Origin of the sequence: Streptomyces sp. NPDC003247 (genome assembly GCF_042888135.1) — a bacterium.
In the GTDB taxonomy this organism is placed as follows: Bacteria; Actinomycetota; Actinomycetes; order Streptomycetales; family Streptomycetaceae; genus Streptomyces.
In genome coordinates, this window is the sequence record NZ_JBIAPF010000010.1 from 1 (window position 1) to 24,544 (window position 24,544).

Consider the following 24,544-nt stretch of genomic DNA (forward strand, 5'->3'; position numbering starts at 1 on the left):
TTTTTGGGGGCGGGGGTGGTGGGGGTGGAACCCTTTGTGTGGTGTTTGGTCGTGGTACCCGCCCTCGTGGGCGCGGGGGGCGACACCCGCTCACCCCCCCCCCCCAACCCGGGGGCCCGGGCGGGGGGCCCCCGCGCCCGGGACTCCGTGTTTCCAGAAATTCATGAATTACTGTAATTCCGCTCCGCTGGAACCTGACGAAGTAACGATTCCCCCCTTCCCGGTGATCCCATGATTCCGCAGAATCGGTGAAAGCAACTCACGAGTTCAGCCGAAGAAATCCTTCTTCATCTCCGCGAGAGGAATCGAGTTGGACAGCGAGCCCGCTTACATCGAATCGCTGCCCGCTGTCCAGCAGCCAGATTGGCGGGGCCGCCCCGAGACGGAGCGGGCCAGGCGGGAACTGGGCGTGCTGCCGCCGCTCGTCGAGGCCGCCGACGTGGCCCGGCTGCACGATCACCTCAGGACGGTGGCCCAGGGACACGCCCAGGTCATCCAAGCCGGTGACTGTGCCGAGGACTGGACGGAGATCGGCCGCGTGGACGTCGCCCGCAAGGCGGCGGTGCTCGACCTCCTGGCGGGCGTCATGCGCGTCACCACGGGCCGGCCCGTGGTCCGCGTGGGCCGGCTCGCCGGCCAGTATGCCAAGCCGCGCTCCCGGCCCACCGAAACGATCCAGGGCGTCGAACTGCCCGTCTACCGCGGGCACATGGTGAACGACCCGAACCCCGACCCGGTGTTGCGCCGACCCGACCCCCAGCGCCTGCTGACCGGTTACCAGGCTGCGCGCGAGATCATGGAGCACCTTGGCCGCTCCGGCGGCGCCCGGCGCGCCCAAGCCCCCGTGTGGACCAGCCACGAGGCCCTTCTCCTCGACTACGAACTGCCCATGCTGCGCCGGCAGGGCGACGGCGGCCTGCTGCTCACCTCGACGCACTGGCCGTGGATCGGCGAGCGCACCCGGCAGGTGGACGGTGCCCACGTGGCGCTTCTGGCAGCCGTGCGAAACCCGGTGGCCTGCAAGGTGGGACCGAGCATGACGCCGGAGGAACTGCTGCGCCTGTGCGAGCGCCTTGACCCCGAGCGGGTCCCCGGGCGGCTGACGCTCATCGCGCGGATGGGCGCCGGAACGGCACCCGAAAAGCTCCCCGCCCTGGCCGCCGCCGTCCGCGGCGCCGGGCACCCGGTGATCTGGCTGTCCGACCCGATGCACGGCAACACCGAGTCCGGCCCCGACGGCCTGAAGACGCGTTTCGTGAAGACCGTCGTGCGCGAGGTCGAGGAATTCCAGGAATCCTTGACAGCGGCCGGCGGAATTCCCGGTGGCCTTCATCTGGAAACCACTCCGGACCAGGTCACGGAATGCGTGGCCGACCCCATGTTCCTGGATTCGGTCGGAGACAAGTACACGAGCTTCTGTGATCCGCGGCTCAATCCCCGGCAGGCCGTGGAGGTCGCGTCGGTCTGGCGACGCTGAAAAGGAGACTTTTTCAATGCGTGAAAAGATCGCCCTGGTCACAGGAGCCGCAGGCGGAATCGGCGAAGCCGTCGTCCGCACCCTGGGTGAACGCGGGGCCTCGGTGGCCGCCGTGGACAAAGACGCGGACCGGCTGAGCGAGGTGACCGGGAAACTGGCTGCTGCCGGGCTGCGGGTACGGGCGTTCCCCGCCGACATCACCACGAGCGCCGGCGCCGAGCGTCTGGTCGCGGACGTCGAGGACACCCTGGGACCGCTCGACCACGTGGTCAACGGGGCGGGCGTACTGCGTCTGGGAAAGGCCCGGGACCTCACCGACGAGGACTGGGCAGCGACGTTCGCGGTCAACACCACTGGCGTGTTCTACATGTCGCGCGAGCTGGCGCGGGTGCCCGGCTCGCAGGTGCACGACGAGATCGTGAACACCCCTGAGGGCATCCGGCGCGTCTCCGGCCGCTCCGGTGGCACCGAGGGCGGGCTGACCACCGGTGAGCTGCTGCGGGTGCGGGCGGCGATGAAGCCGATCGCGACCGTGTCGCGCGCCCTGCGGACCGTGGACGTCGCCACCGGCGAGGCAGCCCAGGCCCACCACCAGCGCTCCGACGTGTCCGCGGTCCCGGCCGCCGGCATCGTCGCCGAGGCCATGGTCGCCCTGGTCCTCGCGGACGCGGTGGCGGAGAAGTTCGGCGGCGACAGCGTGTCCGAGACCCGCCGCAACGTCCAGTCCTGCCTCGACAACCTGGCCATCCGATGAGCCCTGTGGTCGTCCTCGTCGGTCCGATGGGCGTGGGCAAGTCCACTGTCGGGCAGCTGCTGGCCGAGCGGCTCGGAGTGGGCTACCGGGACACCGACGACGACATCGTCGCCGAGCAGGGCCGGACCATCGCCGAGATCCTCGTGGACGAGGGCGAGTCCGCCTTCCGCGCGATCGAGAAGCAGGCGGTGCACCAGGCCCTCGCCGGGCACGAGGGGGTCCTGGCGCTCGGCGGCGGGGCGGTCCTGGACGCGGACACGCGCGCGCTGCTGGCCGGACTACGCGTCGTCTACCTCTCGATGGACGTCGAGGAGGCGGTCAAGCGTCCCGGCCTCGACGCGCCCCGCCCGCTGCTCGCGGTCAGCCCGCGCAAGCAGTGGCGCGAGCTGATGGAGGCGCACCGGCACCGCTACGAGTCGATCGCCACGGCGGTCGTCGCCACGGGCGGCCGTACACCCGAAGGAGTCACACAAGCGGCTTTGGTGGCTTTGGAGTTGAAGGAAGCGTGAGCGAGGCAGCAACCGGCAGCTGACTTCGGCTATCAAGATCCCCGACAGAATCAAGCTGAGCTTGTCCTCACCGTGCTGGAGGAAAGTTGCGCCCGTCGATCGTCCCGGGCAGGCCCCGACGATGACGACCCTTCTCCGGCCGAGGGCGCCCGGTGCCACCCTCAGGTTCCGGCTGACGTACTTGATGTCGATCGAGATCTGGTGTCCCTGCGGCTGGTCGTAGCCCAGGTCCGCGAGCCGTCGTGTGGTGCGTCCGCCGCGACCTGTCGCGTCGACGCGGAGGTCCGCGGCGAGTTCCCGCTCCGCTCCTCTGTCGCGGTGCACGACGCGGGCGCGGACGACGCGTCGTCCGTCCGGGGCGCTGATGAGCCCGGCCGCCTCGCAGCGGGCGATGATCTCGACGTTCGGTAATGCCCTCAGCCGAGTGCGTACTCGGCCTTCCAGTTGAGACGGCTCGGCTGGTAGCGGGGATGGGGTCCGCATAGCGGCCCTCCTGGCTCAGGAGGTGGCCTCCCGGGGCGAAGTGCATCTTGGTGGGTTCCCGGACCACGGGTACTCCACCCGCTTCGGACTCCTCGCGCAGACCGGGAGACATCTCCTGGAGCCACTTCGTGCCGATCAGCGTCACCTGGTCGAACGTGTCGGACAGCACGCGTGCGGCGAAGAGTCCGCCGATGCTGGCCCCAGTACCACGCAGTGGCCACCCGGCGTCCTCGGCGCCGATCCGCCGGAGCGGCTGCCGCTTCGTAAGCGACGCTCCTCCGGGTCGTGCGGGCGTGCGGTGTCGTCAGGCATGCGATTCCTCCGCTGTGCTTGGGGTACGTGGTGTGGCGTTTGCGAGACGAGTCGGACGCTGATCTCGTGGACGTCCTGACCGGCGCGAGCGCAGTCATGGACCCGCTCGGGGTCCGTGCCGCAGGAGGACTCGGCGGGCGGCACCGACGCGGCGCCGGATGCGGTACGGCTGGTGGAACCGGCAGGAGAGCCGGGGCGGTCGGAGGTATGTCGATGAATGCGGAGGCCCGGTGCTCTCGGTGCTCTGGAGCCCGTCGCGGGGTTCCAGCCGCGGCCCGGCGACGAGGTCGTGGAGTCGGTGGTCCGGCCCGATCTGGAGCGAGTCGCGTACACGACGCTGAACGGCGTCGTCTGCCTCACGCGCGCCGGTGACCTGGTGTGGGGGCATTGGCCTCCGAGCCGCACTCCGACCGGCGCCATGGCCACCGGCCGGGCTGCACCCTGTCCCTGGACGGACGGACCGTGTGGGTCTACCGGCCGGACGCAATGGCGGGACGCCCAAGCGGAGACCCGGATCGCGCACGACGCCAGCAGCGGGACGATCCTCGTTCGCCACGAGCTGGAGGCGGTCGCGCGCGGGCGCGGTGCCGTGCGGCGGTGTTCCGTCGGCGGCCGGTGCAGTCCGGGCCGGGTGGAGGGGGTCACTGCCGGGCAGGGGCGGCTGCCCGGCGGTCGTGCGGCGCTGCACGGCGGCATCGTGTGCGCGGGCGGCAGTTCCGGCCGGGTCGGCTTCCTCGGCCCGGGCACGGGCGCAGGAGGCGCAGGGGGTGCCGGACAGCGGCCGCTCGCCGTTACGCGGCCCCACTGCCAAGTCCCGCCACAGACCTGATGAAATGATCAGTTACAGCCCTCTGCAAGGCCATCTGGCGACCGCCTCCGAATTGCCAACGGTGTCCTACGCGGGACGCCATCCGGCCCAATCCCGCCGTCCTCCCTCGAAGCGCGGGTGGATGGCGGGTTCGGTCAACCAGCCGGCTCAGCCTCCGCAGCCACTGACCGAGATGGAGGACACCGCGTTGTCGTAGAGGAACAGGAGTTCCTGCTTCGCGCCCGCCGGGATGCTGAAGTAGTAGCCGTAGTAGTCGGCATCGGTCCAGATGCAGACTTGACCGCCGCTGAGGTTCCACACCGAGCTGACCCGATCGTTCCACGCCCGGAAGTGGCCGAGCTCGCGGCGACCGATCGCATACACCTCGGCTCCCCGACCTCCTGAAAACCCGGCGTCGTGTGTGTGCTCCCCGGCGGGCCCGGGGAGCACGGGGAGGGTGTGGCCGGGCGGGTGTTCCGGGAGGGACCATCCCCGTGTGTGCGCCGTGGACTGGACGACCGCCCGGCGGATCGCCTCCCAGCCCGCCGCGTATGCCCACCGTGCGGACTTCCTCGCCGCACGCTTCGCGAGAGAGGCCCTCAACCCCGCCGACTCCGGCGCCCGCTGGTGCTCCTCGGTCATGCTGCGGGAGCTGAGCCCCGTGATCGGACGGAGTCCCGCATGATCGTCTTTGAAGTCCCCGCCGGTGAGCTCGTCGACGAGCTGAACCGCCAGGCCGCCGAGGCCGGCGTCACCGACGCCGCGATCGTCTCCCTGATCGGGGCTGCGGACTCCTTCGCCATCTCGACCATGCACGAGGGCGACGCCCTCAAAGACACCATCACCAAGTACGACCTGCCGGGCGAGATGACCGGCACCGGCGAGATCCGCAACGGCTTCGTCCACCTCCACGTCGTCATGGGCGTCGAAGGCGACCGTGCGATCGCCGGGCACCTCCACGAAGCGCATATCGGCACCTATTTCGCCCGCGCCTACGTCATACCGGCCAACCTGACCACGCGTTAGGGTGTCCGCACTCGGCCCGGGCGCCGCCCCTCCCCCGTGGGTCGGCGCCAGGGCCGAAGCGTCCTACAGCCCGGCCGCCGGGTCGTCGGTGGCCACGGTCCGCAGCGGCCGGTGGCCCTTCTCGTCGAGCTGGGCGAGTTGTTCCTGCGTATTGGCCGGGAGTGTCATGAATCAGGCTCTTTCGTAGCTGTTGATCGTCTTCTTCCCTTGGTGGGTGGCCCGTTGGGGCAGGCTGGTGGCGTGTGATGTCGAGTTGACGGCCCTGCTTCCTCACCTGGCTCCGGTGCTGGTCGAGACGGTAGATACAGGCGGCGGCCTGGTCAGGATCACGGTGCGGACCGCTGCCGGGATCTCGGTGGTTTGCCCGGGCTGCGGGCAGGAGTCGACGTGGGAGCACAGCCGGTACGTGCGGCATGTCGCCGACGAGGCGATCGGCGGGAGACCGGTGGTGATCGACGTGTCGGTGCGCCGCCTCTCCTGCGAGAACGCGGACGATCTCCCGTGTCCGCGAGGACGACCCTCCCCACCTGCGCGCCTTCACCCGCGGCTTGGAACGTGACCACGACGCCGTCGCCAACGGGCTCACCCTCCCGTTCCGCAACGGCGGGACCGAAGGCGTCAACACCGAGATGAAACTGATCAAGCGCCAGATGTACGGCCGGGCCGGCTTCCGCCTCCTCCGCCACCGCATCCTTCTCAACTGATCCATCCCGGGCGGCGAGCGATCAACGGCTGCGAAAATCTTGGCAGAGCCTGATTCATGACACTCCCAGCTCGGTGCGTATTACTGTTTTCTCCGCGCGACTCGTCATCTTGTGTCGCGCATGAGACAGATGGGGCGGGATCTTCCGCATGCCCAGGGTGCGCGGTTGGGGGCTTTGTGCAGGAAATGATCATGGGTTCGAATGTGGCCCTGGCGGACCTGAGCGACGACGTCGGTTCGGTGATCGTCAGTCTGGGCTGGGTCAGCCCTACCGGCGAGGGCGACGCGGATGTGTCGGTCCTCCTGCTGGACGCGAACGGCAAGGTGCGCAGCGACGGCGACTTCTACTTCTACAACCATCCGGTGGCCGCTGACGGAAGCGTGCAGCTTCTGGGCAAGACGCCGACGGCGGACGGCAGCGAGGACCGGATCAGCTTCGACCTCACCGCCGTGCCGTCCGCGGTCGACCGGATCGTCGTCGCCGCGAGCAGGTACGGCGAGGCCCGTTTCGGGGAGTTGGAGGATGTGAGGATCACGCTGGCCGATGCGGCCGGTGAGAGCCTTCTGCGGTTCGCCGTCGACGATGCCGGCTCGGTGACGGCGGTCATCTTCGGTGAGCTGTACCGGAGGGGTGAGGGATGGAAGTTCCGTGCCGTCGGGCAGGGCTACGAAACCGGTCTTGCGGGGCTGGCGACGGACTTCGGGGTCGACATCGAGGACGACGCGGCTACGGAAGCCGAAGCGGCGTTCGACGGGGCGGAAGCCGACGAGCAGGCGGATGCGGTGGCTCTGGCGCCGGCCGGGACGCCGGCCGAGGAGCCGGTCCAGCAGGCGCCGCTGGAGGCCATCCCTGCTCCTCGCCGGTCTGAGGGCGAGGCCGGTGAGCCGAGGAAGCCGGCCGCCCGTCCTCGCACCGCGAAGAAGAAGGTCACTCTTCCCAAGACGGTCAAGAAGACCCTGGCGGAGAACGACTCCTGGAGGCAGGCCAGGCTTTTCCCGGTCTCGGTGCTCAAGAGCGACCGGGACCGTGAGATGCGTGCCACCTCGGTGCTGCTGTCGGTGATGGCGCAGGTGCCGGAGTTCAGCAGGAGGCTCACCGCGGGGTTCGGGGCTCCGGCGGGCCGTATGGAGACGTTCACGGAGGTCTCGCTGCCTCATGGGGACAGTCCGCGGCGCCCGGACGGGGTGATCCGGGTGGAGCGGGCCGGCAAGCTGTGGACCGCGCTGGTCGAGACGAAGACCAACGGCAACGCGCTCAAGGCCGAGCAGGTGCAGGCGTACATGGACATCGCCGCGCGCCGCGGCTACGAGGCCGTGATCACGCTGACGAACGACGTCGCGCTGGAGGGTAGCCCGCTCGTCGACGTCAAGATCGACAAGCGGCGCAAGCACAAGGTCGCCCTCTGGCACCTGTCCTGGGCCGAAGTCGCCCACCAGGCGCAGATGCTGATCAGGCACGAGGGAGTGGGCAACGCGGCGCACGCCTGGCTTTTGCAGGAACTGCTGCACTACCTGCAGCACGAGAACTCCGGCTGCCACGGCTTCCAGAACATGGGACCGGCCTGGGTTCCCGTGCGCAACGGGATCAACGACGAAACCCTCTGCCAGGGCGACTCCCGGGCGCTGGAAGTGGTCGAGAACTGGGAGCGGCTCATCCGCCAGGTCTGCCTCAGGCTGGGCGGCGAACTCGGGCAGAAGGTCCTGCCCGTCCAGCGCACCAAGCGCGGAGCGGACCCCAAGGAGCGCCGAAACCACCTGGCCGATCAGCTCTGTCTTGACGGGCGGCTCCAGGCGGAGCTGCGCATCGACGGCACCCCCGGCGTCCTGACCGTCAGCGCCGACCTGCGCAACGGCAAGCTACGCACCGGCATCGACATCCCGGCCCCCGAGCAGGGCTACCCCCTGAGCTGGGCCAAGCGACTTATCCGGCGCCTGGCCGAAGCGCCGGCGGACCTGCACGTCGAGACCCTCGTCGACAGCGAAGCCGCAGGCCCTCGCGGAACCCTGGAGCGGCTGCGCCCCGAACCGGCGGACCTGCTGCCCAAGGACAACGCCAAGATCACCGGGTTCCGCCTGTCGCTGCTCAAGAGCATGGGAAGCGGACGCGGCAACGCCGAGACCGGCTTCATCCGCAGCGTCGACGACGCCGTGCACCGCGCCTACACCACCGTCGTGGTCCACCTGGACACCCCGACAACACGCCGGACACCGTCCAAGGAACGCGCGGCAGCCGAATGACGCCCGGGCGCAGGCGGCGGCAACACCGCCTGCGCCCGCCGCGCAACCGTCCCTTGCACAGGCCCACACGCCACCCGACCCCTGCAAGGGGACGCTCGCACACCCCGATGCCCTACCGCCCGTTACTGCCCGGTCAATCAGTCCGAACCGCACTGTTCGCAGACGAAGAGGCAACCGCAGGCACCTGCTGGGAAGCGGGGCGCCGCCACGGAGGAGTGATCCCGACGAACGGCATGGAGCACGCTGCGGCCATCAGCCTGACCAAGGTGCAGGAAAGGGCACCCGATCTGGTCAGCCTGTACAAGACGGCGGGTGCCAGCGTGCGCAGCCACGGGCTCGAGGACGTGCGGGCTGCGGTGTACCTCGTGCTGGACCGCTCCGGGTCAATGCGGCCCTACTACCAAAACGGCACCATGCAGCACCTGGCCGAGCAGGTTCTGTCACTGTCGGCCCACCTCGATGACGACGGCACCGTTCCGGTGGTGTTCTTCTCCACCGACGTCGACGGAACCACCGACCTGACCCTCGGCAGACACCGCGGCCGCATCAACAAACTGCACGAAAACCTGGGCCACATGGGACGCACCAACTACCACTGGGCCATGGACGAGGTCATCGACCACTACATGGAATCCGGCAGCCACTGCCCCGCCCTGGTCATCTTCCAGACCGACGGCGGCCCCACCAGCAAGACCGCTGCCGAACGCTACTTGTGCAAAGCCGCGCGCCTCCCCCTGTTCTGGCAGTTCATCGGCTTCGGTGACCCCAACGACAACGAATTCACATTCCTGCGCAAGCTGGACACCCTCGCCGTCCCCAACCGCCGGATCGTAGACAACGCAGGCTTCTTCCACGCCGGCCGCACCCCGCAAGCCGTCCCTGACCACCACCTCTTCGACCAGCTCCTGCAGGAATTCCCCGACTGGCTGGCCACCGCCCGCACCACCGGCATCCTGCAGTGAAACGCCCCAACGCTATCCCCTGCACCGCCACACCGACGACCATCAGGCCCCCATCACGTCAAGATCAGGAACGGTCACGTCGCCAACCGGCCGATCTACGTGGCGGCCGTCGCGGTCAGCGCCGACGGCCTCCTGGCATCGGCCCGCACCGTGCAAGTGCCGTTGGGGGACGTCGGCTGTCGGTGCGGCGCCCCGGGCCGCTCGATCGTGCCGTGCCCGGCGCAGGGCGGCAGCCTCGGTGGCCGCAGCCTTACGGCGGCGCTGTTCACGGGGCGCCTCGATCGGAGCCGGCTCGTCCGACTCGGGGAAAGCCTGGAGGCTCAGCGCCCGCATCGCGGCGGTCTGCCGCCTCCGCGATGGCCGGGGTCCACCAGGGACGGCGGCGCCGCCTCCTGGTGCGCGGCGAGCGCGCGGCGGTAGCCGTCCGAGGCGGTCTCCTGGGTACGCGGCGGCCCGGCGGGCACGGCCGCGGGCTCCGGGTCGACGCCGGTCGGCTCGGGCACCTACACCGCGCCGGGCGCCGTGATCCGCAGGGACCGTACGCCCTACCGACGCGCTGGCGGCCGCGATGACCCGGGTCTGCTCCAGCCAGGCCTCCGTCGCCCAGGCCGACGACTCCGGACACACGGTGAGCCGGCCGGAGTCCGGGTCGTAGCCGACCGCGAAGACGTGCCCGGCGAGCTCGGGGGCGATGGCCTCCCACCGCTCGCGCAGCGTGGCGCCGGCGGCCGGGAGCTCCCAGGCCCGCTCGGTCACCAGCGCGCCGATCGCCGCACCGAGCTCCATCGGCTCGCGCCCGTCACTCCGGACCACCGACGTCGTCCACGGCTTCGGCTTCACCGCATGGGTGTTGCTGCCGTTGTTGCGGGCCGCCTCCAGCGCGGCCCGCAGCGCGACCCGGGCCAGGTCGACACCCGACATCTCGCCGCCACTCACGACCGCTCCCAGGACGCCATGCCGGTGAGGCAGATCAGCGCGCCGATGACGTCGAAGCGGTCGGGCCGGTGTCCGTCCGCGACCATGTCCCGGGCGATCGACCCGGCGCCGAAGATGCCGCCGTACGCGGCAAGGATGCCGCCGACATGTGCGTCGCCCCGGAAGGTGGCGCCCACGCCGTACAGGCCGAGGGCGACAGCGCAGCAGCCTGGGGATCCCAAAAGGGCTCAGGCGCAAGCGCGGCATCCGCGCAATGGTTGCTGTCCCGGCGGACCAGCGAAGTCATAAACTGCGTCGCGCCAGCCGAGGTGAGGGACCGGCTTTCGACCGCGAGACCTACAAGGAGCGCAACGCCGTCGAGCCGTGCATCAATCGCCTGTGGCAGTGGCGCGGCATCGCCACCTCGGCTTGTCGGCGTTGGCGAGACATGGTGCCGCAATCCATCGCGGCCCTCACGGCTTGAGGACGACCTTCTCGCAGCGGTCCTTCTTGTTCTTGAAAAGGTCGTAGCCGGTCGGTGCCTCGGTCAGGGGCAGCCGGTGGGTGATGACCCGGGTCGGGTCGATCTTGCCCTGCTCGATCAGGCCCAGCAGCGGTTTCATGTACTTGTGCACGTGGCACTGCCCGGTGCGCAGGGTCAGGGACCTGTTCATCCAGGCACCCGCCGGGAACTTGTCGATCGTCCCGCCGTATACGCCGATGACCGACACCACGCCTCCGCTGCGGCAGGACAGGATGGCCTGGCGCAGGACGTGTGGCCGGTCCGTCTCCGAGCGGACCGCCTGCTTGGCTCGGTCATAGAGGTGGACGTGGGAGGCACCGTGTGTGGCCTCCATACCGACCGCGTCGATGCACTTGTCGGGGCCCCGGCCGCCGGTGAGTTCGAGCAGTGCCGACCGTACGTCCGTGTCCTCGAAGTCGATGGTGGTGTAGCCCTGGGCGGCGGCCATGTCGAGCCGGTAGGTCTCCTTGTCGATCGCGATGACCTTCTCCGCGCCCAGGACCCGGGCGCTGTCCATGGCGAACTGGCCGACCGGCCCGGCGCCCCAGACGGCGACGACGTCACCTTCCTGGATGTCGCACATGTCGGCGCCCATGTACCCGGTCGGCAGGATGTCGGACAGGAACAGCACCTGCTCGTCGGTGAGGTCCGACTCGATTTTGAGGGCGTTGGCGTCGGCGAGCACCACGCGGGCGTACTCGGCCTGGCCGCCGGCGAAGCCGCCGGTGAGGTGGGAGTAGCCGTAGATGCCGGCGGTGGGGTGGCCGAAGAACTTCTCCGAGATGCCGGCGTTGGGGTTGGTGTTCTCGCAGCACGAGTACAGCTCCGCGCGGCAGGACGCGCAGGCACCGCAAGCGATGGGGAAGGGCACGACGACCCGGTCGCCGACGCGCAGTTTGCCATCGCTGATGCCGGGGCCGACCTCGACGACCTCTCCCATGAACTCGTGGCCCAGAATGTCGCCCTTTTCCATGGTGGGGACGTAGCCGTCGACCAGATGGAGGTCGGAGCCGCAGATCGCCGTGGAGGTGATCTTCACGATGGCGTCGCGGCTGTTCAGGATCGACGGTTCGGGAACGTCCTGCACCTCGACCGAGTTGCGTCCCGTCCAGCAGTTCGCCTTCATACCAGGGCCTCCATCAGTTCGTCCTCGGTCAGCGGTCGGGCCGGGTGCTGCGGGAACTCGCCGCGGGCCCGCTTGCCGCCGGGTGCGCCCTCGGAGCGGACGACCTCGCCGGTCTCCGCGATCTGCTTGAAGCGGCGCAGGTCGTCGTCCAGCTGCTGGTGCGGTTCCTCGCCGAAGTAGCGCGCCGCAGCCTTGCCCAGCGCCCCGCCGGGCAGGTCGTAGTGCATGGCCACCCGGATCTCCGTGCCCCGGCCGCCGGGAGCGGGCATGAAGCGGACCTCGCCGGAGTTGTCGATGTCGGCACCGTCCACCGACCGCCAGGCGATCAACTGGCCGGGGACGTCCTGTGTGGTCTCGGCGTCCCATTCGACCGCCTTACCGAACGGCGCGCTGGCCCGCCAGTGACTGGTGCGCGGGCCGGTGACGCGCACCTCCTCCAGGTGCGCCATGAAAGCCGGCAGGCGCTCCAGGTCCCTCCAGAGGGCGTAGACCTCATCCGGGGATGGGGTGACGGTGGTGGCCGCGGTCAGTTCCATGGGGGCGCTCCTACGGGTGCGGGTCACGGCCGCGTAGACGTCCGTGGCCGTGATGGCGGTGACCGCGGCGGTCGCGGCAACGGTGCGGCCCAGGCCGCGGCCGTTGTGGTTCTTCAAGGCCCGGGTCAGCATCGTCAGATCCATGAGGTCGCCGCCGACGCGGCCCCAGAGCCAGGCGGGATGCGGCCGCCCCAGCAATCCGGTCGCCGCCGCCAGCTCCCGCACCCCGACGGCGGTCGTGGCCGAGCGGTGCCGGGAGGTGTCGTCCACGCCCAGGGCCCGGGCGAAGCCGGCCGGGGCGAAGACCTGCGGCACCCCCAGGAGCGCACTGGCCCAGCCCAGGCCACGCACGAGCGGATCGTGTCGTAGGCGGGAGGCGGAACGGGTGTCTGTCTTCATGGGTGCTTCCCTCGTGCGGTGAGGTGAACGGAAGGCAAGCCACTTGAGTGAGAAGGTGAAGGGCGCACAGCGGACAACGGCGGAGTTTCCGCGTGGCCCGCATCCAATCCTCGATCAGCGTCATCGGGATCCGCCGTCCGGCCTACCGAGCCGGGCACGTTGATCGCCGCTGCTGCTCAGGTAGGGCAGGAGCGTTGGCGACGATCGCCCGTCCGGCCCCGGCCGAAGCCGGGGTTGGACGTCGCTCGTCGGTCGGCCCTGTCCTGCGGGGAGCAGGCGGGCGGCGGCCCTGTGCTCCCTTACTGTTTGTGGCCGTTACTGTTTGTGGCCGTTACTGTTTGTGGCCGTTACTGTTTGTGGCCGTTACTGTTTGTGACCGTTGCCGTGTCCGTTGGGATGCAGGACCACCTTGGTCCAGCCCTCGTCACGGGCATCGAAGTGCTCGTAGGCGGTGGGGGCCTCATCCAGGCTGAGCTCGTGGGAGACCACGAAGCTCGGCTTCGCCTTCCCGCCGGCGATCAGGTCCCGCAGCGCCCGGTTGTACTTCTTCACCGGCGCCTGCCCGGTCCCCATGTGCTGGCCCTTGAACCACATCATCCCGAAATCGATCGGGACCTTGCCCTGGGCCTCCAGCTCGCCCTGAGCCTCCGCGCCGCCGGGATCCTGGGGCAGGAACACGCCCACCACGCCGATGTCACCCGTGAACCTGACCGAGTCGATCAGTCCGTTGAGCGTGAGGCTGGCGTCCTCGTGTCCCTGGGGGTCGTGCGCCTGGTAGCCGACGCATTCGCAGCCGTTGTCGGCGCCCAGACCGAGGGTGGCCTCCTTGACGACCTCCGCCGGGTCCTGCTCGGCGGTGTTGATCGGGATGGCCCCGATCTCCTCCGCCTTGCGCAGCCGGTCGGGCTGGTGGTCGGCCGTCCAGACGCGGCCGGCGCCCTTGAGGAGGGCGGAGTAGGTCGCCATCAGCCCGACGGGACCGGCCCCGAAGACGATCGTCTGGTCGCCCGGTTTGACGTGGGCCATCTCGGTGGCGTGATAGCCGGTGGGGAAGATGTCGGCGAGCATCACGTAGTCGGTCTGCCGCTCGGCGGCGTCCTCGCCCAGACGTAGCGCGTTGAAGTCACCGTAGGGCACGCGCAGCAGCTCCGCCTGGCCGCCCTGGTAGGGGCCCATGTCGGCGAATCCGTAGGCGGCTCCCGCGAGGGCCGGTTCCGGCTGCATGGTCAGGCAGTAGTTGGTCAGACCCTGCTCGCACTGCTTGCAGAAGCCGCAGGCGATGTTGAAGGGCAGGACCACGTACTCGCCGACCTGTACCTTGCGGACGGCCGAGCCGACCTCCACCACCTGCCCCATGTTCTCGTGCCCCAGGGTGCGGCCGGACTCGAACGAGGTGCGGCCCTCGTACATGTGCAGGTCCGAACCGCAGATGTTGGTGGAGGTGATCTTGACGATGATGTCGCAGGGATGCTCGATCTTCGCGTCCGGTACGTCCTTCACCGTGACCGTTCGCGGTCCTTCGTATACCGCTGCTTTCATGATGACTTCCCTCGGTGTCACGGCATGACCGCGGCACAGCGATGATGAGACGGCGCAAAGAGCCTGACTCTGGAAGTGCTACGAGGGAGTCCGTGGCTCCGGGACGCCTCTGCGGCCGTTCACCCGGATCAGGTGGAACGGTGGTTTGGTTGGGCCGTCGGCCCACCAGGCGGAGCCTCGGCGCTCCGACGGCGTGCGGTGCGGGTCCCCGTCGGCCTGCGACGCGAAACTACCCTTCACCGATCGATCAGCCGATTTTTTGTTTACCGGACGACTACCGATCAAGGACGCATCTCCAAGTCTGGTCACCAGCTACTCACCGTCGTCCTCGAGCATCCGCCGACGTTCCTGTTCGCGCTTGGAATAAGCGGCTGCCCGGATCGCCTCGTCGCTCTCCAGACCCGATCCCAGCGCGCCGCCCACCGTGGCGATCGAAGCGACGAACCAGGACAGCGTCCAGTATTCCGTGGCGTGCAGCGGGGTTCGTGTCATGGAGGCGAAGACGCGGTCGTTGAGGAGGAAGAGCGCCCACACCAAGTTGATGACCAGCAAACCCGCGTAGCAGACGAGCACTCCGATGCAGACGGTCACGACCGTGGACGCGTTGTAGAGGAGCGCCCTTTTCCTCGCCTCCGGCGAGGCCCCTTCTGATCGGTGCCACAGGTGCGCGTCCACGATCAGCCAGCCGATCATGAGCGCGACGGACCCGACCATGGCGATCACGAGGCGCGGCGTGCTCAGAGCCTCGGACAGACTCCAGAGGGTGGAGTTCACGGTGGCGACCGCTCCCGTGGCGAGTGCGGCCGCCAGGGCTTTCGACAGACCCGGCACCAACCGCCACGGCTGGTTGGCGCGGACCATACCGCCGAGCACCCTCAGGTAACCGCGCGGCCCGCTGACGACGTACCGGAGATCAGCGGTCTCGTCCTCATCGATCGGGCCCGGGTGAATCGGCGCGAGACGACTGGCGAAACGTCCCAGCGACTGACCCCGGGGAGGCTCTTCAGCAGCCCCAGCGGCTCGCGGACTCGCCAAGCTGAGAACGGCCTCTTCCACCGCCCGCAGAGCCCTTCGCTCAAAACGCAGGCCCCCCAGCGACGGAAGCGACAGCAGCGCCAAGCCGTGTTCGTGACTCAGATCCACCACGAGCTTGCGCCCGTGTGAGTGCAGCGGAAGGTCGGTGAGGGCCACGACGATGTCCCAGCTTTCCGCACGCCCGCGGTCCACGATCCGGCGCGTCAACGTGGACAGGTCCTCGGTCCCCGCGGTGAAGGGCTCACTGACCACCTCGACGTCGAACCGCCGCCCCTGTCCTGACTTGCCGGCGAGCCGAGCAGGGAGTACCCGGGCCAAATGCTGCGCGATCTCCGTCGGCGCGTCCGGATCCGCCAGGAGAGCCACGACCGTGACGCCCTGCGACGACTCCCGCATGACCGGACCCTCCTCGTCGGCTGCCCCGGCGCTCACCAGTGCCCAGAATGTCCCCGACATAACGCCGCCGCCCCTCACCGCTGCCCCATCGACGACGGAGCTCCATGTCCTGTTTCGTGCACGAATCGCGCAGCCTTGGGATACTGAATCCTCACCAGTAGGTCCGCGAGACGAGCGAGACGAGTGAGGCGATCGCCGGCGCGGTCACCGGCTCCCTGGCCGCTCCCCGCACGCTGCTGCTCGGCAGGTGCGACACCGAAGGCCGCCTTCAGCACGTCGGCCACACCACCACCCTTGCCCGGGCGGCAGGTGCGGCGGTCGCCGGCCTGCTCGCTCGAGGACGGCGCGGTCATCCGTGGACGGGCTGGTCGTTCTCCGCCGGGTGGGGCAGCCAGGAAAAGCCGGTCGTCACGCTGGTGGAACCCGAGCTGGTGGTGGAAGTCGGCGTCGACGTCGCCCGCGACGCCTCCGGCCAGTGGCGCCATCCCGCGCGGCGGCCCCGGCGACGCGCAATGCCGGTGAGCGCGCCCGACCCCCGGCCGCGTCCGCGCCGCCCATCCCGCCCTCCCACTCCTCAACTCCCGCCAGGGCATGGGCGAAGGGGCGGCGCAACGGGGATGCCAGCAGCCCGACCACGCCAAAACCGGTTACTGACGTGCACAGATGCGAGAGGGGATCGACAGGTCCGGCAACACCTGGCGCAACGCTCAGGCAAGCGTTCGTCCGTCGGGCAGTGTTCCGGCCTTCGACAGGGCGAGGAAGGCCGCGTGGTACGCCTCGGCGGCGGTGTCGAACGAGTAGGGGTCGAATCCGGCCCTGGTCAGGGCCGCTTCAGCGGCGTCGGAGCAGGCGTCATACGTCCACTGGACCCTCTTGTGGTCGGTGCAGTAGAAGATCCCCTCGATCTCCCCTCCGGCGGAGTACCACGTGCTTGCCTCGGCGTCCACGGCGCCGACGGTGCTGGCACGCGGCTCTGCGGCCGTGGTCGCGCGCCCACCTCCAGTTCCATCGAGCCTCCTCCTCCGGGGGTTCGGGGAATATGCAGGTGAGCTGGTTCTTCCAGGCGTACAGGGCGTCCTGGGCTGCCTCGGGTGTCACGCAGGCGTCGCCGCGGCAGGTCGTCGTCGTGTCGACGCCGGTGACGACACCCGAGAGCAGGCGCACCGCCTCATGGGCGTCGGGAGGACGGCGACGGCGTCGCCGATGAGGGCCTCGTAGTGGGCTTCCGGCTGGTGGCTGGACGCCTACCGCGGGCCCGGACCACACACGGTCCGGGCCCTCGCCGTGTTCCCCCGCGCGGCCAGCCCACGACGGCGGCCTCACCCACCTCCAGGCTCAACGTCACCACCCCCCGGGCGGGTGAATCTCTCCCTCGCGTACGCGAGCGGGCATCTAAGCGCATACGCCCAACCTGACCCATTTTTCGGATACTTGACATTGATTCAGAAGCTATGTCATGTTTCACCGCTGTTGGTCGCCGCTAGGCGGCGAGCCGCTGAAGTTCGTGAAGGGAGTGCCGGTGTACGCGAGCGGCAGGGCACCGGCGTACCTGCGGACAAAGGCCCAACTGGGAGCGGTGCGGCGCAAGCCCGCTGCGGGGCAGCGGCCGGTCGCGTACGTCTACGTCCACTGGTACGGGACCCGGATCGCTCTGTGGGACCCGGAGCAGGCGGTGACGATGCGGCCGCTGTCGGCTCTGCAGCGCCGGCAGATGCAGCAGCGGCGCACCTGCACCGACTGCGGCGAGGTGTTCCCCGTCCCAGTGTGGATGTGCGGCGTGTGCGAGGACCGGGAGGCCCGGCGCCGGGAGGACCTGCGTCGCCGGACCTGCCAGGACTGCGGCACCGGACCTGCCAGGACTGCGGCACCGTCTTCCGGACGCCGGCACCGACCAGGAGCTACGGCGACGGGATGTGCCTGGCGTGCGACGAACGCCGTGAGCGCGGCCACCGGGTGGCCCGGTCGTCGGCGGAGCGCTCGTGCCGGCGGTGCCTGGTGCCGTTGTACCCGCTCACGGTGTGGGCGGCGATGAGCGAGCGCGAGCAGGCGATGGCCGACTGGCACTGCACCCCGTACGACCAGGAGATCGAACACGAGCGCGCGGAGGCGCAGCGGCGGGCGGACCGCGCCCGGTGGGACGACCTCGGGCCGACCATCGCGTGGGCACAGAAGATCCTCGCCGACCCGGACACGTGCGCCGGGCCACCGCCGTAGAGTTCTCGCTGTGACAGTTCACCGAATGCCTGCCGCGGAGGTTTCACTCTCAGCCGGTCTGGTGCGCCGTCTACTCGACGAACAGCACCCCGACCTGGCGGATCTGCCGGTCGAGGTGCTGGCGAACGGCTGGGACAACCTTGTGTGCCGACTCGGCGAGGAGTTCCTCGTCCGGTTGCCTCGGCGTGCCATGGCCGCCGAGCTTCTCGCGCACGAGCAGCGGTGGTTGCCGGAGTTGGCCGACCGCCTGCCGTTGCCCGTGCCGACGCCGGTGCGTGTCGGGCAGCCGACAGCTCGGTACCCGTGGTCCTGGAGCGTCGTGCCGTTTTTCGCGGGCCGGATCGCGGCGCGGTCGGAGCCCGACGACCCCTGTTCGGCCGCGGCGACGATCGGCGAGTTCCTGGATGCGCTGCACGCCCCGGCCGCTTCGGAGGCGCCAGTCAACGCGGCTCGCGGGATTCCGCTGGCCGGACGCGCCGAGGGCGTCCTGACCGGGCTGGCACATGTCGCCCCGGACGATCGAGCAATCGCCCTGCAGATCTGGCAGAAGGCCGTCGCGGCGCCCGTCTGGGACGGGCCGCCGGTGTGGCTGCACGGAGACCTGCACCCGGCCAACATCCTGGTCGACGGCGGCCGGATCAGCGCCGTGATCGACTTCGGTGACATTACCTCCGGCGATCCTGCCACCGACCTGTCCGTGGCCTGGATGTTGTTCACCGCGGAGCAGCGCGCCGTTCTTCGACAGGCGTACGGCCGCGCGGACGACGCGACTTGGGAGCGGGCCCGCGGGTGGGCGCTTGCCCTGTCCTTGGTCTTCCTGTCGCACTCGGCGGACAACCCACTGATGCACGGTATCGGCGAGCGGGCATTCCGTGCGGTGCTGGCGTAGCGGACGGCCTTCAGGGTTGGTGCCGGTCCGGGACGCGGGTCGGTCCGGGTGGAGTTGCCGACCGTGAACTTGAGAACGATCAGTCCCGGTTGGCCTCGTGGGAAGCGGGTTGTCCGCTCCGGCGGGAGGACCTGCGGGTGATGCGCCTGGTCATCAGTGTGATCGCGGCCCAGGTGATCAACGACTCCGAGCCTCGGCGGCCTTCACGGACTGGGAGTCGATGACGGTGACGACTGCGCCGGGGGCCCGGCCCCTCTCGCGGCGGATGCGATTGCGTAGCTGGTCGCGGATCTGCCCGACGACACCGGTGGCTGCCCGGCGGGCCATGAAGCTGTAGCAGGTCCGCCAGGGCGGGAAGTCCCTGGGCAGGGCCCGCCGCTTGCATTCGGTGTCGACGTAGCGGATCGCGTCGACGATCTCGCGGCGCGGGTGCTTCTCGGGGCGTCCCCCCTTGGGGGACTCGCAGGCCGGTGGCGGGAGGAGGGGCTCGATGAGGGCCCATTCGTCGTCAGTCGTCATAGGTGTCGGACGGGTAGCAGCGGTGCCGGATCAATTCGACCCCCCTTCCACCTGACCGGGTTGGGGGAAGGTCAGCCCCGCCGGGCGGGCCTCGAAGAGCACGAACCGGACGGTGTCGGCGTGCCGGTGGGAGGCGGCCGATCTGCGCTCGCAGGTGTGTGGCACCGGCTTGTTCGCCTTGCGGGAGCTTGGCCAGTTCGCCGTCGGCGTCGACCTTTCCGGTGTCGACGGCCTTCTCGATCCGGTCCAGGGCGGCCCGCACCCGGGCGACGTTCTCGTGGACCAGGACGCGTCCGTCGTCGCCGCGTTGCCGGTCGCGAGGCCCGGGACGACCCGGCCGGCCGCGGCGACGAACGCGGGGCAGGCGGTGACCAGGTCCAGGAACTCCACCGACCGGTCGATCGCGCGGATCGCCGGGGCGAGCGGGTTGTTCTCCTCGAAGTCCTCGCGGGCCTGCCGGCCGCGTTCGACCCGGGCACGGTTTACCTGGTGGCGGGCGGTGTCGTCGCCCATCGCCTTGAACGCGACGTCCGGGCGGCGCAGCAGACCGGCAGTCACCTCCGCGACGACGCTCTCGTCCCGTGTCAGCTCCTCGACGACCTTCACCTTGTCGGCGGGCGGGACCTTCGCGACGACCGCGGGACGCCGCAGGATGTCCGGGGCGATCGCGGCGGCGACCTCGTCCTCGCGGGACAGCTCCGCCGCCGCCCTCACCTTGTCCTCGGGCCTGACCTGCGCGACCACGGCCGGGCGCCGCAGCAGGTCGCCGGTCACCGTCGCCGCGGCCTTCTCGTCCATCGCGAGCGTGTGGACCGCGCTGACCTTCTCCTGCGGGGTCACGGGCCTGACGACCTGACGGCCCGCCCGCCGGTTCGCCTCGTCCGGCGTCCACCGCGACTTCCCCGCCGGCGGGGTGCCGATCGCCTCGAACCGCTCCTCCTCGTCCGCGATCCCCGCCAGAATCCGGTGGACCGTACAGGAGACGCCCGCGACCCGGCGCTCCTTGGGCCGGCGGGACGCCGTCCACCGGGTCTGGTCGACCATCGAGTACGACACCCCGATGTCCTCGGCCGGCCGGAACAGGGACTCACCTCACAGCCTGGGTTCCTCCCGGTCAGGGGCGGGTGCCCAGGCTGTGTGCACCGGACTGACCTGCGCTGGTCCAGTGCCCTTTCCCGGCCGTGGAGGGGAGCCGCTTTCACCGCCCAGCCTGTCACCCGCCAGTCCGGGCGGGCAACGACGGCGTCAGACGGTGGCTGCGGCCGCCAGGTCGAGGGCGATGTCGGTGATCATGTCCTCCTGGCCGCCGACCATGCCGCGTCGGCCGACTTCTGCCAGGATCGCGCGGGTGTCGACCCCGTGCCGTCGTGCGGCTGCTTCGGCGTGGCGCAGGAAGCTGGAGTAGACGCCCGCGTAGCCGAGGGTGAGCGTCTCACGGTCGACGCGGACCTCGCGGTCTTGCAGCGGACGGACGATGTCGTCGGCGGCGTCCATGAGGGGGAAGAGATCGCAGCCGTGCTCCCAGCTCATCAGGTCAGCGACCGCGATGAACGCCTCCAGGGGGCAGTTGCCCGCGCCGGCACCCTGGCCGGCGAGGGAAGCGTCGACCCGGGTGACGCCGTTCTCCACGGCGACGACGGAGTTGGCGACGCCGAGGCCGAGATTGTGGTGGGCGTGGATGCCGATGCCGGTGGCCGGGTCGAGAGTGTCTCGGTAAGCGCGGACCCGGTCGCGGACGCCGTCCATGGTGAGGCGGCCGCCGGAGTCGGTGACGTACACGCACTGGGCGCCGTAGGACTCCATCAGCTGCGCCTGGCGGGCGAGTTCAGCGGGTTCGGCCATATGAGACATCATCAGGAACCCGGCGACGTCCATGCCCAGTTCGCGGGCGGCGGCGATGTGCTGGGCGGAGATGTCGGCCTCGGTGCAGTGGGTGGCGACGCGAACTGAGCGGATACCGAGCCGGTACGCCTGGCGCAGGTCGTGCAGGGTGCCGATGCCGGGCAGGAGCAGAGTGGTGGGGACGGCGTGGGTGACGGCGCCCACGACGGCCTCGATCCACTCCCAGTCGGTGTGGGAGCCGACGCCGTAGGTGATGGAGGAGCCGGCGAGGCCGTCGCCGTGGGCGATCTCGATCGCGGCCACTCCGGCGGCGTCCAGGGCGGCGGCGATGGTGCGGGCCTGGTCGACGGTGTAGCGGTGGCGGACGGCGTGCATCCCGTCCCGCAGGGTGACGTCCTGGACGTAGAGGGGCGGTACGTTGCTCATGCGGTCACCGTCTTCGCGTGGGCGGCCATGCGCTCGGCGGTGCGCAGCGCGGCCGAGGTCATGATGTCAAGGTTTCCGGCGTAGGCGGGCAGGTAGTGGGCGGCGCCCTCGACCTCGAGGAAGACGGACACCTTCGTCGCTCCGGCCGCATGGCCGCCGACCGGGAGCAGCGAGCGCAGCGGATCATCGGCGGCCACCCGCTCGAACTGCACCTTCTGCTTCAGCCGGTAGCCGGGGACGTACGCTCGCACCCGCTGCGCCATCTCCTCGACGGAGGCCGTGACGGCCTCGTCGTCGCAGTCGCCGACCAGGCAGTGGACCGTGTCCCGCATGATCAGCGGGGGCTCGGCGGGGTTGAGGATGATGATGGCCTTGCCGCGTCCGGCGCCGCCGACCTTCTCGATGGCCGCCGAGGTCGTCTCGGTGAACTCGTCGATGTTGGCGCGTGTGCCGGGACCGGCCGAGCGGGAGGAGATCGACGCGACGATCTCGCCGTAGTGGACGGGGGTGACCGCCGAGATCGCCGCGACCATGGGGATGGTGGCCTGGCCGCCGCAGGTGACCATGTTGACGTTGGAGGCGTCGAGGTGGGCGTCGCCGTTGACCGGCGGCACCACGTACGGGCCCAGGGCGGCCGGGGTGAGGTCGACCACCCGGCGCCCCAGGGCGCGCAGCACCTCGTCGTGGCGGCGGTGTGCTCCGGCGGAGGTGGCGTCGAAGACGATCTCGACGTCGGCGAACTCGTCCATCGCGACCAGGCCGTCGATGCCCTCGTGGGTGGTGGCGACCTTCAGCCGACGAGCGCGGGCCAAACCGTCGGACTCCGGGTCGATGCCGACCAGGGCGGCGATCTCCAGGTCGTCGGAGAGCCGCAGGATCTTGATCATCAGGTCGGTGCCGATGTTGCCGGATCCGATGACGGCGACCTTGGTGGTCATGCCGGGGTTCCTTCCGTGTCCGCGGCGGCGAAGACGGCCGCCACCGTGCCGAGGCCTTCGATGCGGGCGGTGAACTCGTCGCCCTCGGCGGCGACCGCCATCGGGCCCAGCGCACCGGTGAGGATCACGTCGCCGGCCCGCAGCGGGTCGCCGAGGCCGGCGAGGGTCGCGGCAAGCCAGAGAGCCGCGGTGAGCGGGCTGCCCAGGCAGTCGGCGCCGGTACCGGTGGAGACCGTTTCGCCGTTCTTCGTGAGTGTCATGCGGGCGGCGCGCAGGTCGACCCGGTCCAGCGGAACGGGCGTGCCGCCGAGGACGAACAGTCCGCAGGAGGCGTTGTCGGCGACGGTGTCGACGATGGTGATGTCCCAGTCGGCGATCCGGCTGTCGACGATCTCCAGCGCGGGCAGCGCGAACGCGGTGGCCCGCAGCAGGTCGGCGACGGTCGGGTCCCGGTGCGGCAGGTCCGCCGCCAGGACCAGAGCGACCTCGGCCTCGACTTTCGGCTGGAGCAGGCGGCCCGGGGCGATCGGCCGGCCCTCGGGAACCGCCATGTCGGCGAGGATGAACCCGAAGTCGGGCTGGTCGACGCCGAGTTGGCGCTGTACGGCCGGTGAGGTCAGGCCGATCTTGCGGCCGACCGCGCGCCGGCCGTCCGCCAGGGCCCGCTCGAGATGGCGGCGCTGCACCGCGTAGGCGGCTGCGACGTCCCCCTCGGGGAGCAGATTCCGCACGGGCGGACACGGGACGCCTGTGCGGGCGGCTTCCTCCAGGACGGAGGCGGCCTCGGCCACCGCGGCGGAATCGGGGGCGCTCACGGCCGGGTCCCTTCGATGCCAAGGTCGGCGCGTCGGTTGTGGGACATGGAGACACCTCGGGGGAACGGTGGGTGGGGGCCTTTGCCGACGGTGGTGGCCGTCGGCTCAGGACAGATATAGGCGCGCCCGGGAGGGTGCGGCAAAATCTGTTCCATGACACGGAACAGCAGTCAGGGGAACATGCTCGACAAGGCGGTGGTGGTGCTCGATTGCTTCCGGCCCGACGGAGGGAGGTTCCGTTTGACAGAACTCGTCGAGCGGACCGGGCTCAGCAAGACCACCGCGTTCCGGCTGTGCGCGGACCTGGTGCGGCTCGGACTGCTCGAACGGGAGGCTGAGGCGTACCGGCTGGGCGACAAGCTGTTCGAGCTGGGGGCGCTGGTACCGCACCGCCGTGATCTGCGCGAGGCAGCGCTGCCGTTCATGCAGGACCTGTTCGAGGCGACACACGAGACGGTCCATCTGGGGGTACGCGAGGGGCACGAGGTGGTGTACGTGGAACGCATCCACGGTCACGAGGCTCTTCGACTGCCCTCCCGGATCGGCGGACGTCTGCCGCTGTCCTGCACCGGTGTGGGCAAGGCCCTGCTGGCGTTCTCCGAGACGACGCTGGTCGAAGAGGTGCTGGCGGCGCCTCTGCCCCGGCTCACCCCTCACTCGGTCACCGACCCGGAGCGGCTGCGCACCGCCGTCGAACAGGCTCGGCTGGCGGGCCTGGCCTACGAGGAGGAGGAAGCCGCCCCCGGTGTCAGCTGCATCGCCGCGCCCGTCTTCGACGGACCGGTGGCCGTGGCCGCCCTCTCGGTCGCGGTGCCCCGCGCCCGCTTCCACCCGGCGCAGCTCGCGCCCGCTGTACGGACTGCGGCACTCGGCCTGTCCCGAACGCTCCGCGCGGGCCGGCACGTCCGGGGTGCGGCCGGGACCTGAGCCCGGGGGCCGGACTCCCCGCAGACCGCTTCGACTCCCCGCGGACCGCTTCCGCCGGCGGTCGGCGACCGGGCCAGGCGGCCGAGGCCGAAAAGGACAGGCCCGACACACCGCAGGAGAGCACCGACCCGGTCCGCCCCTTCGGCCACGGTCTCGCCTACGGCGGATGACACGGGGCGCCCGGGGCGCGGCCGAACGGGCCGCGCCCCGGGCCCCGCGGCCTGCGCACAGCG

At 70.2% G+C, this 24,544-nt stretch carries 21 protein-coding genes and 5 pseudogenes; 12 read left to right on the top strand and 14 right to left on the bottom strand.

Annotation, left to right across the window (positions count from 1 at the left end; genetic code table 11):
- The first annotated feature begins 310 nt into the window (after positions 1-310).
- The 3 genes from ACFYWQ_RS29845 to ACFYWQ_RS29855 are packed head-to-tail and all read left to right on the top strand — an operon-like array spanning position 311 to position 2,740.
- Positions 311-1,477 carry a 3-deoxy-7-phosphoheptulonate synthase gene (locus ACFYWQ_RS29845; protein ID WP_389520583.1) on the top strand — a complete coding sequence of 389 codons (1,167 nt, stop codon included), beginning with the start codon at positions 311-313 and terminating at the stop codon, positions 1,475-1,477.
- 16 nt (positions 1,478-1,493) lie between these two features.
- Positions 1,494-2,231, top strand: a complete 738-nt coding sequence (locus ACFYWQ_RS29850) for a chorismate synthase (protein WP_389520585.1) — start codon at positions 1,494-1,496, stop codon at positions 2,229-2,231.
- Complete coding sequence (locus tag ACFYWQ_RS29855) at positions 2,228-2,740, top strand: shikimate kinase (RefSeq protein ID WP_389520587.1); 513 nt, start codon at positions 2,228-2,230, stop codon at positions 2,738-2,740. Before ACFYWQ_RS29850 ends, ACFYWQ_RS29855 begins: the two co-directional genes overlap by 4 nt.
- A 1,771-nt stretch (positions 2,741-4,511) precedes the next feature.
- Here ACFYWQ_RS29855 and ACFYWQ_RS29860 read toward each other — a convergent pair.
- Positions 4,512-4,793 carry a peptidase inhibitor family I36 protein gene (locus ACFYWQ_RS29860; RefSeq protein WP_389520589.1) on the bottom strand — a complete coding sequence of 94 codons (282 nt, stop codon included), beginning with the start codon at positions 4,791-4,793 and terminating at the stop codon, positions 4,512-4,514.
- A 46-nt stretch (positions 4,794-4,839) separates the two neighbouring features.
- Here ACFYWQ_RS29860 and ACFYWQ_RS29865 point away from each other — a divergent pair, with 46 nt between their 5' ends.
- The 6 genes and pseudogenes from ACFYWQ_RS29865 to ACFYWQ_RS29890 all read left to right on the top strand — a co-directional run bounded on the left by ACFYWQ_RS29865 (position 4,840) and on the right by ACFYWQ_RS29890 (position 9,272).
- On the top strand, positions 4,840-5,028 hold the full coding sequence (locus tag ACFYWQ_RS29865) for a hypothetical protein (protein ID WP_389520591.1): 189 nt from the start codon (positions 4,840-4,842) through the stop codon (positions 5,026-5,028).
- On the top strand, positions 5,025-5,369 hold the full coding sequence (locus ACFYWQ_RS29870) for a PCC domain-containing protein (protein ID WP_389520593.1): 345 nt from the start codon (positions 5,025-5,027) through the stop codon (positions 5,367-5,369). The genes ACFYWQ_RS29865 and ACFYWQ_RS29870 overlap by 4 nt, the downstream gene beginning before the upstream one ends.
- Positions 5,370-5,724: 355 nt before the next feature.
- On the top strand, positions 5,725-5,928 hold the full coding sequence (locus ACFYWQ_RS29875; protein ID WP_389521070.1) for a transposase family protein: 204 nt from the start codon (positions 5,725-5,727) through the stop codon (positions 5,926-5,928).
- A pseudogene (locus tag ACFYWQ_RS29880) lies at positions 5,855-6,073 on the top strand (transposase); the annotation flags it as partial. The gene ACFYWQ_RS29875 and the pseudogene ACFYWQ_RS29880, both read left to right, overlap by 74 nt.
- Before the next feature lie 185 nt (positions 6,074-6,258).
- Positions 6,259-8,310 (top strand): TerD family protein, encoded by a 2,052-nt coding sequence (locus tag ACFYWQ_RS29885; protein ID WP_389520595.1) that lies wholly within the window; start codon positions 6,259-6,261, stop codon positions 8,308-8,310.
- A gap of 233 nt (positions 8,311-8,543) precedes the next feature.
- Positions 8,544-9,272: a vWA domain-containing protein gene (locus ACFYWQ_RS29890; RefSeq protein WP_389521072.1), complete on the top strand. Its 729-nt coding sequence runs from the start codon at positions 8,544-8,546 to the stop codon at positions 9,270-9,272.
- Between the two features lie 42 nt (positions 9,273-9,314).
- Here the strand turns inward: ACFYWQ_RS29890 and ACFYWQ_RS29895 are convergent, their stop codons facing one another.
- The 7 genes and pseudogenes from ACFYWQ_RS29895 to ACFYWQ_RS29925 all read right to left on the bottom strand — a co-directional run bounded on the left by ACFYWQ_RS29895 (position 9,315) and on the right by ACFYWQ_RS29925 (position 16,688).
- On the bottom strand, positions 9,315-10,208 hold the full coding sequence (locus tag ACFYWQ_RS29895; protein WP_389520596.1) for a DUF721 domain-containing protein: 894 nt from the start codon (positions 10,206-10,208) through the stop codon (positions 9,315-9,317).
- Positions 10,205-10,417, bottom strand: a pseudogene (locus tag ACFYWQ_RS29900) (hypothetical protein); the annotation flags it as partial. The pseudogene ACFYWQ_RS29900 and the gene ACFYWQ_RS29895, both read right to left, overlap by 4 nt.
- Positions 10,418-10,660: 243 nt before the next feature.
- Positions 10,661-11,836 carry a zinc-dependent alcohol dehydrogenase gene (locus tag ACFYWQ_RS29905; protein WP_389520597.1) on the bottom strand — a complete coding sequence of 392 codons (1,176 nt, stop codon included), beginning with the start codon at positions 11,834-11,836 and terminating at the stop codon, positions 10,661-10,663.
- On the bottom strand, positions 11,833-12,771 hold the full coding sequence (locus tag ACFYWQ_RS29910) for an SRPBCC family protein (protein WP_389520598.1): 939 nt from the start codon (positions 12,769-12,771) through the stop codon (positions 11,833-11,835). The genes ACFYWQ_RS29905 and ACFYWQ_RS29910 overlap by 4 nt, the downstream gene beginning before the upstream one ends.
- Before the next feature lie 363 nt (positions 12,772-13,134).
- Entirely contained in the window at positions 13,135-14,310 is a 1,176-nt protein-coding gene (locus ACFYWQ_RS29915; RefSeq protein ID WP_389520600.1) for a glutathione-independent formaldehyde dehydrogenase, read from the bottom strand.
- Positions 14,311-14,622: 312 nt separating this feature from the next.
- Entirely contained in the window at positions 14,623-15,741 is a 1,119-nt protein-coding gene (locus ACFYWQ_RS29920) for a hypothetical protein (protein ID WP_389520601.1), read from the bottom strand.
- Positions 15,742-16,448: 707 nt separating this feature from the next.
- Complete coding sequence (locus ACFYWQ_RS29925) at positions 16,449-16,688, bottom strand: hypothetical protein (RefSeq protein WP_389520603.1); 240 nt, start codon at positions 16,686-16,688, stop codon at positions 16,449-16,451.
- Between the two features lie 964 nt (positions 16,689-17,652).
- On the opposite strand from ACFYWQ_RS29925, the gene ACFYWQ_RS29930 reads away from it, so the two are divergent.
- Both ACFYWQ_RS29930 and ACFYWQ_RS29935 read left to right on the top strand, forming a co-directional pair.
- Positions 17,653-17,955: a hypothetical protein gene (locus ACFYWQ_RS29930; RefSeq protein WP_389520604.1), complete on the top strand. Its 303-nt coding sequence runs from the start codon at positions 17,653-17,655 to the stop codon at positions 17,953-17,955.
- Positions 17,956-17,980: 25 nt separating this feature from the next.
- Complete coding sequence (locus ACFYWQ_RS29935) at positions 17,981-18,844, top strand: aminoglycoside phosphotransferase family protein (protein ID WP_389520606.1); 864 nt, start codon at positions 17,981-17,983, stop codon at positions 18,842-18,844.
- Between the two features lie 195 nt (positions 18,845-19,039).
- Here the strand turns inward: ACFYWQ_RS29935 and ACFYWQ_RS29940 are convergent.
- From ACFYWQ_RS29940 to ACFYWQ_RS29965, 6 genes and pseudogenes are all read right to left on the bottom strand, one after another.
- Positions 19,040-19,394 (bottom strand): annotated as a pseudogene (locus ACFYWQ_RS29940) (transposase); the annotation flags it as partial.
- Positions 19,395-19,423: 29 nt separating this feature from the next.
- Positions 19,424-19,528 (bottom strand): annotated as a pseudogene (locus tag ACFYWQ_RS29945) (RacP protein); the annotation flags it as partial.
- Positions 19,529-19,535: 7 nt separating this feature from the next.
- Positions 19,536-20,452 (bottom strand): annotated as a pseudogene (locus ACFYWQ_RS29950) (DUF6192 family protein); the annotation flags it as partial.
- Positions 20,453-20,608: 156 nt separating this feature from the next.
- Positions 20,609-21,631, bottom strand: coding sequence for a 4-hydroxy-2-oxovalerate aldolase (gene dmpG, locus ACFYWQ_RS29955; RefSeq protein ID WP_389520608.1), 1,023 nt, complete (start codon positions 21,629-21,631; stop codon positions 20,609-20,611).
- On the bottom strand, positions 21,628-22,569 hold the full coding sequence (locus ACFYWQ_RS29960; RefSeq protein WP_389520610.1) for an acetaldehyde dehydrogenase (acetylating): 942 nt from the start codon (positions 22,567-22,569) through the stop codon (positions 21,628-21,630). The genes dmpG and ACFYWQ_RS29960 overlap by 4 nt, the downstream gene beginning before the upstream one ends.
- Positions 22,566-23,384 (bottom strand): 2-keto-4-pentenoate hydratase, encoded by an 819-nt coding sequence (locus ACFYWQ_RS29965; RefSeq protein ID WP_389520612.1) that lies wholly within the window; start codon positions 23,382-23,384, stop codon positions 22,566-22,568. Before ACFYWQ_RS29965 ends, ACFYWQ_RS29960 begins: the two co-directional genes overlap by 4 nt.
- A 180-nt stretch (positions 23,385-23,564) precedes the next feature.
- Between ACFYWQ_RS29965 and ACFYWQ_RS29970 the strand changes: the two genes are divergently transcribed.
- Entirely contained in the window at positions 23,565-24,311 is a 747-nt protein-coding gene (locus tag ACFYWQ_RS29970; protein WP_389521074.1) for an IclR family transcriptional regulator, read from the top strand.
- Positions 24,312-24,544: the final 233 nt, after the last annotated feature.

Excerpts from the sequence above, each read along its gene's own strand:
- ACFYWQ_RS29850 (WP_389520585.1), top strand. The coding sequence starts at position 1,494 with ATGCGTGAAAAGATCGCCCTGGTCACAGGAGCCGCAGGCGGAATCGGC.
- ACFYWQ_RS29855 (WP_389520587.1), top strand. The coding sequence starts at position 2,228 with ATGAGCCCTGTGGTCGTCCTCGTCGGTCCGATGGGCGTGGGCAAGTCC.
- ACFYWQ_RS29870 (WP_389520593.1), top strand. The coding sequence starts at position 5,025 with ATGATCGTCTTTGAAGTCCCCGCCGGTGAGCTCGTCGACGAGCTGAAC.
- ACFYWQ_RS29885 (WP_389520595.1), top strand. The coding sequence starts at position 6,259 with ATGATCATGGGTTCGAATGTGGCCCTGGCGGACCTGAGCGACGACGTC.
- ACFYWQ_RS29890 (WP_389521072.1), top strand. The coding sequence starts at position 8,544 with ATGGAGCACGCTGCGGCCATCAGCCTGACCAAGGTGCAGGAAAGGGCA.
- ACFYWQ_RS29905 (WP_389520597.1), bottom strand. The coding sequence starts at position 11,836 with ATGAAGGCGAACTGCTGGACGGGACGCAACTCGGTCGAGGTGCAGGAC.
- ACFYWQ_RS29910 (WP_389520598.1), bottom strand. The coding sequence starts at position 12,771 with ATGAAGACAGACACCCGTTCCGCCTCCCGCCTACGACACGATCCGCTC.
- ACFYWQ_RS29915 (WP_389520600.1), bottom strand. The coding sequence starts at position 14,310 with ATGAAAGCAGCGGTATACGAAGGACCGCGAACGGTCACGGTGAAGGAC.
- ACFYWQ_RS29920 (WP_389520601.1), bottom strand. The coding sequence starts at position 15,741 with ATGCGGGAGTCGTCGCAGGGCGTCACGGTCGTGGCTCTCCTGGCGGAT.
- ACFYWQ_RS29930 (WP_389520604.1), top strand. The coding sequence starts at position 17,653 with ATGTGCCTGGCGTGCGACGAACGCCGTGAGCGCGGCCACCGGGTGGCC.
- ACFYWQ_RS29935 (WP_389520606.1), top strand. The coding sequence starts at position 17,981 with ATGCCTGCCGCGGAGGTTTCACTCTCAGCCGGTCTGGTGCGCCGTCTA.
- dmpG (WP_389520608.1), bottom strand. The coding sequence starts at position 21,631 with ATGAGCAACGTACCGCCCCTCTACGTCCAGGACGTCACCCTGCGGGAC.
- ACFYWQ_RS29960 (WP_389520610.1), bottom strand. The coding sequence starts at position 22,569 with ATGACCACCAAGGTCGCCGTCATCGGATCCGGCAACATCGGCACCGAC.
- ACFYWQ_RS29970 (WP_389521074.1), top strand. The coding sequence starts at position 23,565 with ATGCTCGACAAGGCGGTGGTGGTGCTCGATTGCTTCCGGCCCGACGGA.